The organism is Brenneria uluponensis (assembly GCF_032395385.1).
Lineage (GTDB): Bacteria > Pseudomonadota > Gammaproteobacteria > Enterobacterales > Enterobacteriaceae > Prodigiosinella > Prodigiosinella aquatilis.
The window spans coordinates 862,818-878,644 of sequence record NZ_CP135917.1 but is presented as its reverse complement, the minus strand read 5'-3'; the positions used below and the strand labels follow the sequence as shown (position 1 = coordinate 878,644).

Below are 15,827 nucleotides of genomic sequence, written 5' to 3'. Positions count from 1 at the left end.
ATAGTAAAATCAGTCTCTCAACAGTGCTGGCTTATTCAGATTTTGCCAACCAGATCCAAAGACGGCGCCAATGTGGCATCACCTTCCTGCCATTTTGCCGGGCACACTTCACCAGGATGAGCGGCGACATACTGAGCCGCTTTTATTTTGCGCAACAGATCAGAAGCGTCACGGCCAATGCCTTCCGCGGTGATTTCCACTGCCTGGATAATGCCCTGCGGGTCAACGATGAAAGTACCACGGTCAGCTAAACCTTCTGCTTCACGCAGGTTTTCAAAGTTGCGCGTCAGTTGACCTGTCGGGTCACCGATCATGGCGTATTTGATTTTGGCGATGGTATCAGAGCTGCTGTGCCACGCTTTATGGGTAAAGTGGGTATCGGTGGATACAGAATAGATATCAACCCCGATCTTCTGGAATTCGTCGTAATAATCCGCTACGTCACCCAATTCAGTCGGGCAGACAAACGTAAAGTCAGCCGGATAGAAGAAGAACACACTCCATTTGCCTTCAATATCTTTTTCAGTGACTTCAATAAACTGACCTGCTTTGAATGCTTGATTTTTAAACGGTTTAACCTGGGTATTAATAACGGACATCAGTATTTCCTCATTTGTCGCATGTGTTTGGCATGGGAACTAAAATACAATGATGTGATGCCCGTCACTAATCCGTTGTCTGTATCGAATCAATAAGCAATACCTTACTCGTGACCGATAGATCTGGTAGCCGATGCGCCAGAGCGTCATAAAAACGTGGTAAGGGAACCTCTGTCGCTATCCTGTAGCGAAGTTGGCCTGAATACGTTGCTGAAGATATGCATCGGCGCGGATCGCCGGATATTTCCCGCCCGGCCCAACAATTTCCACTGTTTTATTGGCCTGACAGAAAAACGCCAGGCTGTAACGTGATCCTTGATACTCGTCCGGCGTCGGGTTCCTCACCCGATGGAAATTCGACGGCAGTTGATCATCACTCCAGCGCATCAACATATCGCCAATATTGCAGGTGATCACCTCTTCACTCGGCTCGATGCTGGTCCACTGCTGGCTTTCTCTGTCTTTACCCGGACAAACCTGCAAGCCACCCTGCCCCGGACGTTGAAACAACAGCGTCAGGCAGTCAAAATCGGTATGCGCCCCGGCACGCCATTGCCCCGCCGAAGTAACCTGCTGCGGGTCAGTCGCATAATAGTGCAGCATGCGCAAGGTGCTCTGGTAGTCGGCATGGTTCGGGTTGTGAGCCTGCTGGAAAAAATGTTCAGGGAAGCCCAGTTTGAGGGCAAAACAGGAAAGCAGTTTCATACCCAACTGCCAGCAGCGTGATTCAAATGCCAACATGGTGTGTTGGAACTGCGGCAACACCTGCTCACTCGGCCACAAGCCATCCATCAGTGGACGCGTTATCTGATAAGACTCTTTTTGATCCGGGGTACGGGTAGAAGGGCGTACTTGCGCTCGACTTTCCCAGCCAGCATTGTGGGCCAGCGGATACTGTGCCTTGACGGTTTCGGGCAACGCGAAGAACCGTTCCGTCATATCAAAAGCGTGGTGGATGTCTATCAAATCAATGCCGTGATTACTCACCTGGAAGAAGCCGATCTCTACAGCGGCCCGCCATAGCTGGTCGGCGATTTCGCTTTTCCGCCGATCAAAATCCGATAAATCAATGCAGCGCACTTCACGGGCAGAGGTTTCCTGGCCAACGGCCCCCATCAGCGCTTCGTTTTCCAGTTCCTGCAACGTATAGCGTTGAGCGTTATTGGATTGGGTCATCATGATTATCCTTTTCTTTTTCTCTCAGGTTACACGCCCACACGCCGTTTCAGTGTGTGGACAGCCGACAACGCCTCTTGACGCATAGCACCCAGATCGATGTCAGGCACGGTGTCATCTTCAACGATAAGCCGGCCATTGATCATTAACGCCTTGAGCGCTGCACGACCACCACAGGCCACCGGACCAATCGCCATATCGTGCAGACCAAAGTAACGCGGATCGTCCAGACGGTAGATGGCAATGTCGGCCAACATGCCAGGCTGAAGAGTGCCGCTACGCGTCAGCCCAAGGATTTGTGCACCGCCTGCACTACCCCAACGCACCACATCCTCGATGGTGACGGCGTCAGCACCCCCCTCGAAGGTGCCACCGGCGTAACGTGGCTGCGCCTGCATGCCTTTTCGTGCGCGCTGCAACAACCATGCGGCATGCGCTTCGCTCTGCATGTCTGCCGCTTCATTGGACGCTGCGCCATCGACCCCGAGTGAAATCGACACGCCCGCCTGTTCCAGCGCTACCAGATCGGCAATGCCGCTGCCCAGACGCCCATTGCTCTGCGGACAATGGGCGATGCCGGTTCGGGTTTTCCCCAGCAAAGCGATCTCTTCCGGCAACAATTTCACCAGATGGGCGAACCACACATCATCCCCCAGCCACTCGTGTTCAGCGCAGAACTGCACTGGCGTCATGGCAAACCTGTCCCGCGCCGCATCCAGATAATCCACGGTTTCCGATAGATGGCTGTGTAAGCGGATACCCAACCGACGCGCCACCCGCGCCATCTCGCGCAATTGCGACGGCGGTGCCGAGTGCAACACGGTGGTCGGTGCCATTACTACCTTGCGCAGCGCCTCTGGCCGCGGATCGTGGTAACGTTTCACCAGCCGTTCAATATCCGCTATATAGTTGTCGATACGCTCCGGGCGCAGCGCGATCGGCAAATCTTGCTCCAACGCCCGTGTCTGAGTGGCGCCCCCCCGACACAACACAATGCGCATCCCCAGCGCCGCCCCTTCACTAAACACGATCTCTGACGTATCGAACGGCATATCCGGCCAATACAGATAGTTGTGGTCGGCAACCGTGGCACAGCCCGAGCGCAATAGCTCAATCAGGCCAATGCGTACCGCCAGACGGAACGTCTGTTCATCGAAAGCGGCACGAAAGCGGTACGGCGTGGCGCTCAACCAGGCGGTCAGGCTCTGGTTCAATCCTTGTGGTTCTCCCTTCAGCAACGACTGAAACAGGTGATGGTGAGTGTTGACCCATGCCGGGTACACAACACAATCACGGGCATCAATCAGCGGCTCCTCCGGCAATGGCGTCAATACGCCAATAGCGTCGATCACACCATCAACGACACGAATATCCGGCCCAGTGTGACGTCCCGCCTCCCCCGGCAAACCGGTGAGAATGGCGTGGGCATTTTTAATCAAAAGTGACACGGCAGCAGACTCCTCTTGCAACATGGCTCTCAGGGCTTAACATGCAGATCCTGAATAAACTGGGTGGTGTAAGCCTGTCGCCAATGGGTGTCGGCTTTCAGCAATTTGGCATTGACCATGAAATCACGCGTTTTCTGCCAACGCGCCTCGGTCATCGTCCCCCAGCCTTGGGTAGCCGCGTCGCCACCGTCAATCAAGTGGTACTTTTTGATTTGCGCCACCCCCCACGCCAGCAGATCATCCCCCATGTTTGGATTCTCTTTTTTGATCAACATATTTCCCGGCGTCGGATCCTTCAGGTAGCTCACCCAGCCCTCCATGGAGGCGCGCACGAATTTGGCCATCGCGTCGCGGTTACGAGCAATCACATCTGGCCGGGTGATCAGAATCCCGCCGTAAGGTGGATAACCATACTTGGCAAACAGGAAGAAGTTGGCTTTTACTCCGGCTTTGTGTGCCTGGAAAACCTCTGAGCTGGCATAAGCCTGCTGGGCAATATTCTCGTCGGCCACAAATGGCTGAATGTTGAAGGTGTAGGGACGGGTCTGTGCATCACTCAACGAGTAACGTGCTTTCAGCCACGGCCACCAGGTCGACTGGCCTGAACTGGACACCAGAATGGTTTTACCTTTGAGATCTCCCAGGGAGGTTACCCCGGCGTGGGTCAGCAAGCCTTGGGGGTCGAACTGGAATGGGGCGGCAATCGCTACAGCCTGGAATCCGCGTTCAACGGTTTGCAACAGTTGTAAATCATAGCCAATGATCACATCGGCGCGTTTTGCCAGCAGCAGTTGCATGCCATTGACCTGTGGCCCGCCCGACTGGATGCTGACATCCAGACCGTAGCGTCGGTAAATCCCGGTAGCCAGTGCCTGATAGTAACCGCCCTGCTCGGCCTGGGCATACCAGGACGTCAGCAGTACCAGTTTTTCATTGGCCTGAACGGCCGGGGAAACAGCGCCAAGCGCAAGCGCGCTCAGCATATAGCATGACAGAGTAATACGTGATATGACCTTCATTGCGCCTCTCCTTGTTGCTGTCGGAGAGGCCGGGTAAGGATAGCTCAGCCTCTCAAATCAGCTCATGTCATGAACCGGAAAATGATTGCTGAGCAATGTCCCGCACCGATATCTGTGCTGACCGCTTCTACTCACACTGGATGATACAAAAATGATGCCAATCTGTGACAGACTCTGCCGCCCCGTCTTTTTCGATGGTTTCCGCTGCGCCAGCTGCAACGATTGATTCAATACAGCGCAAGCCGCACCAAACCAGTGCAAATTATTCCGTTTACCGGCTCTCGGTCTGCAACTGGCTGAACAACATTTCCAGTCGCTTGAGCATCATCGACGCGGCGATCGATAACTGCCGCGCCGGTGCCACACACAGTGACAAAGTAAACGGCTTTAACTGCGGATCGCTAAGCGGAATGAACATCAGTTCTCCACGCTGTACCTCGTCCATAATGTCCAACCAACACAGAATACCGATGCCAATCTGTTCTTTGATCAACGAGCGAATCATGTGGATATTGTTGGAAATACCCACTTCGTTAACGCTGCCACCGTTAATATTCAACAATGCCTGCACGGGTTCGGCCAGCATCAACGGTGCGGAGGGAATGATGAACGGATAGTCCAGGCACTGATTGAAACGAATACGGTCACGTCCCGCTAGTGGGTGGCCTTGTGGCACCACGATCCCTAAATTGATTTCAGCGAATGACTGCACCTGCAACGCTTTCGAGCTTTGCGGATTGAGCATGATACCGAAGTCCACATCGCCAGAAATCAACGCCTGCTGGATATCAATATTGTTCATGGTGGTGAGGGTGAATGAGACATTCGGGTATTCCAGGTGGATTTTCTTCAGCATCGACGAGAAAAACCCCCGGTTGATGGCATCAATGGTCGCGATGCGCACGTGTCCGCGCCGTAATCCGCGCAAATCATCGAGTTGATCCCGCACCCGACTAAAATCCTTTTTCCAGTTATTGGCGGCGTTGAGCAGCAGTTCACCGGCGGCGGTCAGACGCAGGCCAGCTGGATGCCGTTCAAACAATGGCATTTCCAGCTCCTCCTCCACGCGCAGTATCTGTCTGTCAATGGACGACGCCGCGACATGCAACGTTTCCGATGCCTTACGAAACGAGCCCTGACGGGCCACTTCAGTGAAATATAACAAAAACCGGGAGAAGGCAAACATGGGTTGGGTGCTCTCTTTTTTGCAACAAGACGTGCGAATCAAAGCAATGGACGCAACAATCATATAACAATAACGTAGCTTCCATGACAACGGGAACTTTCGTTTCAAGACGAGTCCAGCGTGTTGATAATCCTGTTTAAGCAATTCGCACGGTGTTATTCCCGGGCAAAAGCCCGGTTCTGGTTCTGGACCTTTAATGTCAACACGGAGTCTCGCCATGCCTATGTCACGCCCACCTGTACCGCTGAACGGCCTCTGTAATGCGCGGCTACCGGCTTGGGCATTACCCGCCAGCTGGCCACAACAAACCGGGGAACCGCTTAACGGCAACATCCTGTTCAGCGCCGGCCACATTGCTGCACTGATTCCAGGTCATCAGCCTACGGATGGCTTGTGGGATCTCGGCGGCGCATTGGTGTTACCCGGTATGATTGAACCCCATGCACACCTGGACAAAACGTTTACCCGGCAACGCAGCCGCCCGGCAGGACCGGGGTTGTTGGCCGCCATCGACGCCATGCATCAAGACCGTCGCCACTGGAGTCCGCAAGATATCCACCAGCGCGCCGCACAAGGCCTGGCGCGGGCGGTGGCCAGCGGTGTCAGCCATCTGCGCACCCATATCGACTGGTTTACTGCCACACCACCCACCGCCTGGCTGGAAATCGCTACGCTGGATCAACACGATTGCACGCTGGAGCGCGTAGCGCTGGTGCCGCTGCCGCTATTTGCCGATATCGCAGTGGCTGAAACAATAGCCCGTCAAGTCGCAGACAGCAATGAACAGGGGCTGCTCGGCGCGTTCATCCACTCATCTAACTGGGATGAAGCGGCGATGACTAATCTGATGCGCTGCGCGGCGCGCTGGCGATTAAACCTGGACTTGCACATTGATGAAGAACTGTCGCCGACAGCAAACGGCCTGGTATGGCTGGCTCACTACCTGACTGAGCACAATTTCCCCGGACACATCTGCTGTAGCCACGGCTGCGCCCTGGCGGCTGGCGGCGAAGAACAGGCGCAATGGGTACTTGCCGCATTAGCGGCATCGCGCGTCACATTGATCGCCCTGCCAATGACCAATCTGCTATTGCAGGATGCCGTTACCGGCCGCACGCCGCGCCAGCGCGGCATCACACTGTTGAAAGAAGCCCAGGACGCTGGTGTACCGGTATTGCTCGGCTGTGACAACGTGCAGGATGCCTTCTGCCCAACGGGCAGCTATGACCCGGTGGATACGCTGATATGCAGTCTATTCGCCGCCCAGCTTGACCAGATTTTCGACCAGCAATCACGGCTGATCTGCGATCGTCATTCACTGACTGGTGCTGGCCCGACTGGCTCACCGCTGGCGGCAGGCAACCCGGCCGATATGGTTATCTTCCCCGGCAGTGATATTGGCACCTGGCCATTGAACAGTGCCGCCCGCGTAGTAATACGCCGTGGCGCCATCACTCACCAACGGACGTGGAACAAGGAACTCGCTCATGATGCTTGACGCTGGCGCGGGCAAACCGCTCGCCCACTATGCCGCCTGGCATCGCGCCGGCGATTTTATCTTTCTTTCCGGCATTATCCCGGTCAATCCTCAGCGCTCGCTTATCGTACGCGGCTATCAGGATATTCCGCCAGAGGCGCGTCGCCTGTTGGGTGAAACCGGTGAATTTTCCACTGATGCCAAAGAGGGGCCAATTCTGGCGCAGAGCTGGTATGTGCTGGAGAGCATCCGTCTGACCATTGAGTCCGCCGGTGGGCAAATGAGCGACGTGTTCAAACTGGTGCAATATTTCCGCAATCTGGATCACTTCCCGTATTACAACCGGGTAAGAAAGCTGTTCTATCCGCAGCAACCACCGGTTTCTACGGTGGTACAGGTCAGTGAAATGCTGCCCGGCGACGAGGTGCTGATTGAAGTCGAAGCCACTGCCTGGCTACCACAATAATCCCTGACGATGAGGCAAATTATGATAAACGGTTATATTCCCGCATCACGTTTCCTTCCTTTTCTGAGCTGGCCCGCAATTGCTGCGCTACCGGACAAGGCCAACACCGTTATCATTTTACCGACCGGCGCCATTGAGCAGCACGGCCCGCACCTGCCTTGTGCGGTGGACAGCGTGATCGCCTCCGGCGTGGCGGGTCATGCGCTGGCTCGTTTACCAGAAAATATACCGGCGTTTGGTATCCCGCCTATCACTTACGGTAAATCCGACGAACACCTGCACTTTCCCGGCACCCTAACCCTGAGCGGCGATACCTTGCTGCAAACCGTGCTCGAGATCGGTGAATCCCTTTACCGTGCTGGCTTTCGCAAATTGCTGATGATCAACGGTCACGGCGGCCAGCCGCAGGTGTTGCAAATGGCCGGGCGCGAACTGCGACTACGGCACGGCGACATGGTGCTGATAGCCCATGACGTGTTCCGGGTACCGAATGCGGCCGACCAATTCCTGAGCGTCAGAGAACAACAGTTGGCGATGCACGCCGGTCATGGCGAAACCGCCCTGATGCTGGCACTGGCACCAGAATACGTACATATGGAACAGGCAGTGGCCAGTTATCCGCCCGTATTTCCCTGCCCAACACTGTCCAGCGGCCGTCCGGCCGCTGCCTGGGCATCATACGACTTCAGCCCCAGCGGAGTGATTGGTGACCCAACCGACGCTACCGCTGAACAAGGCCAGGCGATTCTTGACTCACTGGCCGACAGTTGGGCGCAAGCCATAACCGAAGTCCATCAGATGGAATGGGTAGTACGCAACGAACCAAGCTGGGGTAAACATCACTGGCACGGTTTTGTGCAATCGCGCGTGACGCCACCATCGTCTCCTTTTGCCACTGAATAACAGGAATACTTACGATGAAAACGAGATTTTCGCCTTATGGCAAGCTGCTAAGCCTGTTGCTGTTCACCGTCGCTTCTTCCAGCATGGCGGCGGAAAAACTGACCTTTCTCACTAACTGGTACGCGCAGGCAGAACACGGTGGCTTTTACGATGCCCAGGCCAACGGTCGCTACAAAGCCGCCGGGCTTGATGTCACCATCAAAATGGGAGGACCGCAGGTCAACGTGATGCAACTGATGGCTGCCGGTCAGGCCGACTGTGTCCTTGGCGACAATGGTCAGGCGCTGGAGTCCTGGCAAGCGGGTGTACATGCCATGACCATCGCCACCGTGTTTCAGCATTCGCCAACGGTGTTTATTACCCATGACGCAGTGAAAAATCCACAGGAGCTAAAAGACAAAACCTTTCTGCTGGCCACCGAGGCATACACCTCTTTCTGGCCGTGGGCCAAGAGCGAGCTGGGGCTGGCCAACGCCCGTATCCGCCCTTACACCTTCAGCGTGCAGCCGTTTCTGGCGGACAACAATCTGGTGCAACAGGGCTACATCACCTCTGAACCCTTTGCGGTGGCCAAAGGCGGCAAGCCATTCCACGTTTATCCGCTGAGCGACTGGGGCTACCCGCCATACGGCAACTCGATCATCTGCATGGCGAGCACCGTGCAAAAACGCCCGGCGGTGCTGGCGGCGTTCGTGAAAGCCTCGATGCAGGGCTGGAAATCGTATCTGCAAGACCCAACCGCAGGAAATGTGCTGATCCATAAAAATAACCCAAGTATCAGCGCCGCCCAGTTGGCATTCAGTCTGTCACAAATGAAGAAATACCAGTTGGTGACCGGCGGCGACGCCCAGACCGGCGGCATTGGAACCATTACCGAGCCGCGTTTGAAAAAGACCTGGGACATGTTGGTGAAAAACAAACTGATCGACGCGAACAAAGTCCCCTTTGCTCAGAGTTACACCCTCGCCCTAATCAAAAACGCACGGGTTATGCCATGAACCAGACAGCCAAACTGACCGTAATGAGAGATATCCGCCGCACTACCGAGCCAGCTATCGAGATTCTGTCAGCGGAAAAAATCTACAGCAACGGCACCAGGGCGCTGCTACCCGTAAATCTCACCATCAATCAGGGTGAGTTTGTCACCCTGTTAGGGCCTTCCGGCTGTGGCAAAAGCACACTCCTGAAGATGATTGCCGGACTGGTGGAACCGAGTGATGGCAAGCTGGTGCTGTGGCGGCGTGACAGCCGAGAAAAAATGCGGCTACCGCTTTCGTTCGTGTTTCAGGAAGCCACACTGATGCCGTGGAGCAATGTACATAACAATGTGCGGTTGTCATTGGATCTGGCTGGCGTTCCGCGCGCTGAAGCCAACACCCGCGTCAGTGAAGCGCTGGAACTGGTGGGATTGGGCCGATTTGCCCACGTTCTGCCGCGTGAGCTTTCCGGCGGCATGCAGATGCGAGTGTCTATTGCCCGCGGACTGGTCACCCGACCCAAGCTACTGCTGATGGACGAACCCTTCGGCGCACTGGATGAAATCACCCGTAACAAATTGGACAGTGATTTACTGCACCTGTGGCGAGAACAGAATCTAACAGTGGTGTTTGTCACCCATTCTATCCACGAAGCGGTGTTTCTTTCCCAGCGCGTGATCATGATGGCGGCCCGCCCAGGCCGGGTAGTGGAAAACATCGCCATCAATGAGCCTTTCCCACGCACTGACCGCTTTCGTGTCAGCCCGCAGTTTTCACACTATGCGCAACAGTTGCAGGACAGTCTGTTGCAGGCCAGCCAATCTGGTATGGAGTAATAACATGAAAACGCGAAAATTTTCTCCGCTGATGAACAATCAACGTTTCCGCCAGGTGCTTTACCCGCTACTGGTCGCCATACTGGTGGTTTTTCTGTGGCAAGGTTGGGTCAGTTGGTTCAACATCCCGACGTTTCTGGTGCCGTCGCCACTGGTGATGGTGCAAAGTCTGTGGAACAATCTGGCATCACTGATGCTGTCACTGCTGTTCACCCTGAAAATCACCCTGATTTCGTTCGCATTGTCGATTCTGATTGGTGCCAGCGTGGCATTTCTGCTGGTGCAAAGCCGCTTTATTGAAACCGCGCTATTCCCTTACATTGTGTTCCTACAGGTGACGCCGATCGTCGCCATCGCGCCATTGATTATTATTTGGGTGAAAGACACCACGCTATCGTTGGTGGTGTGCTCTACGCTGATGGCGGTGTTTCCCATCATTTCCAACACCACTCAGGGACTGCGCAGCGTCTCGCCCGGTCTATTGAGCTATTTCAAACTAAATCATGCCAGCCGATTACAGATCCTACTGCGTCTACGTATCCCCTCGGCACTCCCCTACTTCTTCGGCGCGCTGCGTATTTCCAGCGGCCTGTCGCTAATCGGCGCAGTGGTGGCGGAATTCGTCGCCGGTACCGGCGGCAGCGACACCGGTCTGGCCTATCAAATCTTGCAGGCTGGCTATCAGTTGAATATTCCGCTGATGTTCGCGGCCTTACTGTTGATCTCGCTGGCGGGCATCATGCTGTTTGGGGTGATGTCCTGGATATCACGTCGCGCACTCAGCGCCTGGCATGAAAGCGAAGTGGTGCAGTCCAATTAGCCGTCTGAGTGACCAACCGACTTATTATAGGTACTGATGATATGGATTATGAACAACGCCAGATCGCCGTCACCCTGATCCACCAGGCGTTACCCACGCTGGAGTGGACACGGGCGACAGCAAAGGTCAAACGCTTGTCGCGCGATTTCCACTGGTTCAGTCCAGTGCTAAAACAACAACTGGAAGACAAACAAGCGGATGCCGTGGTACGCCCGCGTAATGAAGAAGAACTGCGCCTGCTGGTTGCTGCTTGTGTGCAGCAGCAACTGCCGTTGATGCTGCGTGGCGGCGGTACCGGTAACTATGGTCAGTTGGTGCCGTTAGAAGGCGGCATTATGGTGGACATGACCTTATTTAATCAGGTGTGCTCATTTGGTGACGGCGTGGTGCGCGCCCAGGCCGGCATTCGTTTGGCGGATATCGAAGCCTTGAGCCGCCCCGCGGGCTGGGAACTACGCTGTATGCCATCCACCTATCGGCTGGCCAGCCTCGGCGGGCTTTACTGCGGCGGCTTTGGCGGTATCGGCTCCATTAATTACGGCCCGCTGGCCGCGCCTGGCAATGTGCTGAGCATAAAGGTCATGACCATGGAAGCTGAACCACGCGTACTGACGATCCCGGCACCGCAGGCACTGCTGTTGCACCACACCTATGGCACTAACGGCATTATTCTTGAGATTGAGCTAGCGCTGGCGCCCATCCACAACTGGATTGAACGGTTGGACATGTTCGACGACTTCACCGCGGCGCTGAATTACGCCGATGCACTGGCTCGCTCGCCGGGATTGGTCAAACGCGAGCTGGCGCTGTTTGCCGCACCGATCCCCGCCTGCTTTACCCATTTACGCCGCCATTACCAGGCTGGGCAGCATGCGGTAATCAGTATCATGGCGCAGGAGAGTGAACCGCTGTGTGATGGGTTGTTAGCGCAGTATGCCGGGCAGAATGCCGTGCGTCAGTCGGCAGATAACGCGCGTGCGACCCACTCGTCGCTGATGGAGTACTGTTGGAACCACACCACACTGCACGCGCTGAAAGTCGACCCTACCTTCACCTATTTACAAACCGCCTTTGCACCCGCGGGTTATATGCAGCAAATTGTCGAGATGGCGCATTTATTTGGCGATGAAGTTATATCGCATATCGAATTCCTGCGTGACAACGACGGTAACATCACCTGTAGCGGCCTGCCGTTAATCCGTTATTCCAGCGAAATTCGCCTGAATGAGATAATGCAGATATTCCGCGACCACGGGGTAAAAATTAATAACCCGCACGTATTACAGGTTGAAGACGGCAAGCAAGGCATTATTCGACCGGAGGTTGTCGCGATTAAAAAGGCTTTTGATCCTGATGGGTTACTCAATCCTGGCAAACTGCGTGGCTGGGAAATGCGAGACTCGCTGTTACCGGAGGAGCAGCCACGCCCATAATGTGACACCGCGCAGACAGAAAGAGTGCATAGCACCGGGATACGCTGCATCTTTCAAGATGCAGCGGCGTTGGCTGAAGCCTGTTTCTGAGCCTCATCCCTATGGGGCCGCTGCAAACAGCATTCAAATCACTTACCTAAAGTTGCTCCAGCGCCAGGAGTTCCTCCAACGTCTGGCGACGACGGATCAGCCGTGGCTCACCGTTTTCAAACAACACTTCCGGCAACAGTGGACGGCTGTTGTAATTGGAGGACATTGACGCACCGTAGGCACCGGTATCATGGAAGACCAGATAATCGCCCACCTGCGCCGCCGGTAAAGCAATAGTTTCCACACCACCGCCCGCTTGTTGGGTAAACACGTCGCCGGACTCACACAACGGGCCGGCGACCACGCTATCCCGCCATGTCGTGCTATCGCTGATATCACGTCCATCCCCGGGCAACAACGTAATATGGTGATAGCTACCGTACATCGACGGGCGCATCAGGTCATTAAAGCCGGCATCTACCAACACAAAATGGCGGCTCCCCATCGATTTTACCGCCCGGACTTCAGCAACCAGCACACCAGACTCCGCCACCAGAAAACGACCCGGTTCGATTTCCAGCGTAACCGGGTGCCCCAGATGCGTGGCAATCTTCTCCCGCGCCTGATGCCACAACCCAAAATAATGCCGGGTATCAATGGCCTCTTCACCGTAACGATACGGGATAGACAAACCGCCGCCGGCGGAAATGGCATCAAGATCTTGCCCAAAATCGATCACCTGACGCACCATGGCATCACAGACCTGCTCCAGATGCCCATAATCCACACCGGAACCGATATGCATATGAATACCAACCAGCCGGAGCGAGTAACGTTCAATTTCCGCCAGCGCCAGCGGTAAATCGGCATGCCAGATACCATGCTTGCTGTTTTCACCACCCGTATTGGTTTTCTGGCTGTGCCCGTGACCAAAGCCGGGATTGACCCGCAGCCATACCGGATGCCCCGGCGACACGCGGCCAAGCTGGCTCAGCATATCCACTGATCCGGCATTGACTGGAATGTTCAGTTCGGCGACGCGCTGTAACGTCGGGCTATCCAGCAGGTCGGCGGTAAACACGATTTCATGGGCGTCGGTGCCCGGCATAAACCCTGCCACCAGCGCACGCTCGATTTCCCCCAGTGAAACAGAATCCACTTTAACGCCCTGTTGACGCATCAGACGCAGAATATGGGTGTTGGAACAGGCTTTCTGTGCGAAACGGATAGTATCGAACTGACGTAATTGTCCGATACGGTCGATGATGGTTTGCGCATCATAGGCCCAGACCGGGCAGCCAAAGCGGGCCGGTAATGTACGCAGGCTTTGCGCATTCAGCGCCTGGGTAGTGTCGTTGAGATCGTGTGGCATGATTTCTGTTACCTAAAAAATAAACGATGGAATGCGGAATATTGTGAAGAGTCCCCGGAAGGTAAACAAATATCCTTTTACGCAGAATCTATTCATCTATGATATAGGTTGACGCTATCCATCGAGACGGGTTTATGGCTGACATTTCCCTGCGGCATATCGAAATTTTTCATGCGGTAATGACCACCGGCAACCTGACAGAAGCCGCCACGTTGCTGAATACCTCGCAACCGACGGTCAGCCGGGAACTGGCACGTTTTGAGCGACTGATACAGATGCAACTGTTTGAGCGGGTACGCGGTCGCCTGCACCCTACCGCACAGGGATTGCAGTTATTTGAAGAAGTACAGCGATCCTATTACGGGCTGGAGCGTATCGTCAGTGCCGCACAGGATATCCGCCGCTTTCAACAGGCGCACTTATCGGTGGCCTGTCTGCCGGTGTTTTCACAATCACTGTTACCCGACGTTTGTCAGCCATTACTCGCCTGCTACCCGATGCTGAATCTGCACATCATTCCACAGGAGTCCCCGTTGCTGGAGGAGTGGCTTTCAGCCCAGCGACATGACCTGGGGTTGACGGAAAATACAGTTACTCCCGCCGGAACCGAGCGGCAAACGCTGATGCAGTTGAATGAAGTCTGCGTACTGCCGGCGCGCCATCCGCTGGCAGGGAAAACCGTACTGACACCGGATGATTTCAATAACCAACCGTTTATCAGTCTATCCAGCACCGATAGCTATCGTCAGTTGCTGGATAAACTGTTTCAGGAGGCAGGCATCGCACGCAGGCTGGTGCTGGAAACCCACAGCGCGGCATCTGTCTGTTCGATGGTGCGGGCGGGCATTGGTGTGTCGATCGTCAATCCGCTAACCGCGGTGGATTACGCCACCGCATCAGCCGATGTCGTCGTACGACCATTCAGCATTGATGTCCCATTTACCGTGAGCCTGATACGCCCGAACCATCGTCCGGCGTCGGCACTGGTGGATCGTTTTATTACCCAGTTACACGATGTGGCACAGGCGTTCCCGGCACGCTTGCAACAGGTTATCGGCGCATAGCGCGTCGACGCTATGTGCCAATAAAAGCTAGGCAACTTCCCGCAGTACCGCGGTATCGATCTGTAAACCGATTCGGCTGCCATCCGGATACAGATCGTCAACCGAGCGATTCAGCACATCCACCAGCAGTTCAATCCCTTTTACCCGCACACGATAGCGGATCACATTACCCAACAGGCTATGACCAATGATATCCCCGGCCAGCCCCTGCCCGGGGGGGCAGGGATAAATGGATTCCGGGCGCAACGCCACCTGATGGCTGAAGGTTTGCCCGGTCAGCGTCATTGCCTGTTCGGCACTCAGCAGGTTGTAGCTACCGATAAAACCGGCGGCAAACAGGTTGGCCGGCTGGGTGTACAGGGTTTCGGCATTACCATGCTGCACAATTTCACCTTTATTGATCAACACGATACGGTCTGACATGGTCAGCGCTTCTTCCTGATCGTGAGTGACGAAGATGGCGGTCAGATTCAGCTCTTGTTGAATGCGACGAATCTGTTCACGCAGATGGCGACGGATACGGGCATCCAGCGCCGATAAAGGCTCATCCAGCAGCAGCAGACGCGGACGCGTCACCAGTGAACGGGCCAGCGCCACACGCTGCGATTGTCCGCCCGACAATTGATGCGGATAACGAGTAGCGTAATCACTGAGTTCCACCAGCGCCAAAACTTCCGCTACGCGCTCGCGGATCTCTTCCGCCGCGAGCTTTTGCATTTTCAGGCCGAAAGCCACATTGCCGGCCACCGTCATATTCGGAAATAGCGCATAGTTTTGAAAGACCATGCCGATCCCCCGCCGCTGCGGAGTCAGCGGCACAATATCCTGCCCCTGCAACAGAATCTGTCCGCTATCCACCGGGGTCAACCCCGCCAGACAGCGCAATAAAGTCGATTTGCCACATCCACTCGGTCCCAGCAGAGTGACAAATTCCCCCTCATCGGCAGAAAAGTTGATCTCATGGAAAACTTGTACCTGACCATAGTGTTTATTAAGATTTTTTACATCAAGGTATGCCATC

At 55.1% G+C, this 15,827-nt stretch carries 15 protein-coding genes; 8 read left to right on the top strand and 7 right to left on the bottom strand.

Annotated features, from left to right (window positions below):
* Positions 1-35: 35 nt before the first annotated feature.
* The 5 genes from ahpC to RS889_RS04045 all read right to left on the bottom strand — a co-directional run bounded on the left by ahpC (position 36) and on the right by RS889_RS04045 (position 5,428).
* Positions 36-599: an alkyl hydroperoxide reductase subunit C gene (gene ahpC / locus RS889_RS04065; protein ID WP_315709417.1), complete on the bottom strand. Its 564-nt coding sequence runs from the start codon at positions 597-599 to the stop codon at positions 36-38.
* A gap of 177 nt (positions 600-776) precedes the next feature.
* Positions 777-1,775 (bottom strand): isopenicillin N synthase family dioxygenase, encoded by a 999-nt coding sequence (locus RS889_RS04060; protein ID WP_315710912.1) that lies wholly within the window; start codon positions 1,773-1,775, stop codon positions 777-779.
* Positions 1,776-1,804: 29 nt separating this feature from the next.
* A complete protein-coding gene (locus RS889_RS04055) occupies positions 1,805-3,223 on the bottom strand; it encodes an amidohydrolase family protein (protein WP_315709416.1) in 1,419 nt (472 codons plus the stop codon).
* Positions 3,224-3,252: 29 nt separating this feature from the next.
* Positions 3,253-4,242: an ABC transporter substrate-binding protein gene (locus RS889_RS04050; protein WP_315709415.1), complete on the bottom strand. Its 990-nt coding sequence runs from the start codon at positions 4,240-4,242 to the stop codon at positions 3,253-3,255.
* A 271-nt stretch (positions 4,243-4,513) separates the two neighbouring features.
* A complete protein-coding gene (locus tag RS889_RS04045; RefSeq protein ID WP_315710911.1) occupies positions 4,514-5,428 on the bottom strand; it encodes a LysR family transcriptional regulator in 915 nt (304 codons plus the stop codon).
* Between the two features lie 217 nt (positions 5,429-5,645).
* Here RS889_RS04045 and RS889_RS04040 point away from each other — a divergent pair, with 217 nt between their 5' ends.
* Genes RS889_RS04040 through RS889_RS04010 form a run of 7 tightly spaced genes read left to right on the top strand, consistent with a single transcriptional unit; the run spans position 5,646 to position 12,340 of the window.
* Positions 5,646-6,926 (top strand): amidohydrolase family protein, encoded by a 1,281-nt coding sequence (locus RS889_RS04040; RefSeq protein WP_315709414.1) that lies wholly within the window; start codon positions 5,646-5,648, stop codon positions 6,924-6,926.
* Positions 6,916-7,371 carry a RidA family protein gene (locus tag RS889_RS04035; protein WP_021017637.1) on the top strand — a complete coding sequence of 152 codons (456 nt, stop codon included), beginning with the start codon at positions 6,916-6,918 and terminating at the stop codon, positions 7,369-7,371. The genes RS889_RS04040 and RS889_RS04035 overlap by 11 nt, the downstream gene beginning before the upstream one ends.
* Before the next feature lie 21 nt (positions 7,372-7,392).
* A complete protein-coding gene (locus RS889_RS04030; protein WP_021017638.1) occupies positions 7,393-8,274 on the top strand; it encodes a creatininase family protein in 882 nt (293 codons plus the stop codon).
* A 14-nt stretch (positions 8,275-8,288) separates the two neighbouring features.
* Positions 8,289-9,272 (top strand): ABC transporter substrate-binding protein, encoded by a 984-nt coding sequence (locus RS889_RS04025; RefSeq protein ID WP_021017639.1) that lies wholly within the window; start codon positions 8,289-8,291, stop codon positions 9,270-9,272.
* On the top strand, positions 9,269-10,087 hold the full coding sequence (locus RS889_RS04020) for an ABC transporter ATP-binding protein (RefSeq protein WP_315709413.1): 819 nt from the start codon (positions 9,269-9,271) through the stop codon (positions 10,085-10,087). The genes RS889_RS04025 and RS889_RS04020 overlap by 4 nt, the downstream gene beginning before the upstream one ends.
* Before the next feature lie 4 nt (positions 10,088-10,091).
* On the top strand, positions 10,092-10,907 hold the full coding sequence (locus RS889_RS04015) for an ABC transporter permease (RefSeq protein ID WP_021017641.1): 816 nt from the start codon (positions 10,092-10,094) through the stop codon (positions 10,905-10,907).
* A gap of 41 nt (positions 10,908-10,948) precedes the next feature.
* Positions 10,949-12,340, top strand: coding sequence for an FAD-binding oxidoreductase (locus RS889_RS04010; RefSeq protein ID WP_315709412.1), 1,392 nt, complete (start codon positions 10,949-10,951; stop codon positions 12,338-12,340).
* Between the two features lie 136 nt (positions 12,341-12,476).
* Here the strand turns inward: RS889_RS04010 and lysA are convergent, their stop codons facing one another.
* A complete protein-coding gene (gene lysA, locus RS889_RS04005) occupies positions 12,477-13,742 on the bottom strand; it encodes a diaminopimelate decarboxylase (protein ID WP_315709410.1) in 1,266 nt (421 codons plus the stop codon).
* A gap of 134 nt (positions 13,743-13,876) precedes the next feature.
* Between lysA and RS889_RS04000 the strand changes: the two genes are divergently transcribed.
* Positions 13,877-14,806 carry a LysR family transcriptional regulator gene (locus tag RS889_RS04000; RefSeq protein WP_021017644.1) on the top strand — a complete coding sequence of 310 codons (930 nt, stop codon included), beginning with the start codon at positions 13,877-13,879 and terminating at the stop codon, positions 14,804-14,806.
* Positions 14,807-14,833: 27 nt separating this feature from the next.
* Here RS889_RS04000 and RS889_RS03995 read toward each other — a convergent pair whose 3' ends face one another.
* A complete protein-coding gene (locus RS889_RS03995; RefSeq protein WP_315709409.1) occupies positions 14,834-15,826 on the bottom strand; it encodes an ABC transporter ATP-binding protein in 993 nt (330 codons plus the stop codon).
* Position 15,827 lies beyond the last annotated feature (1 nt).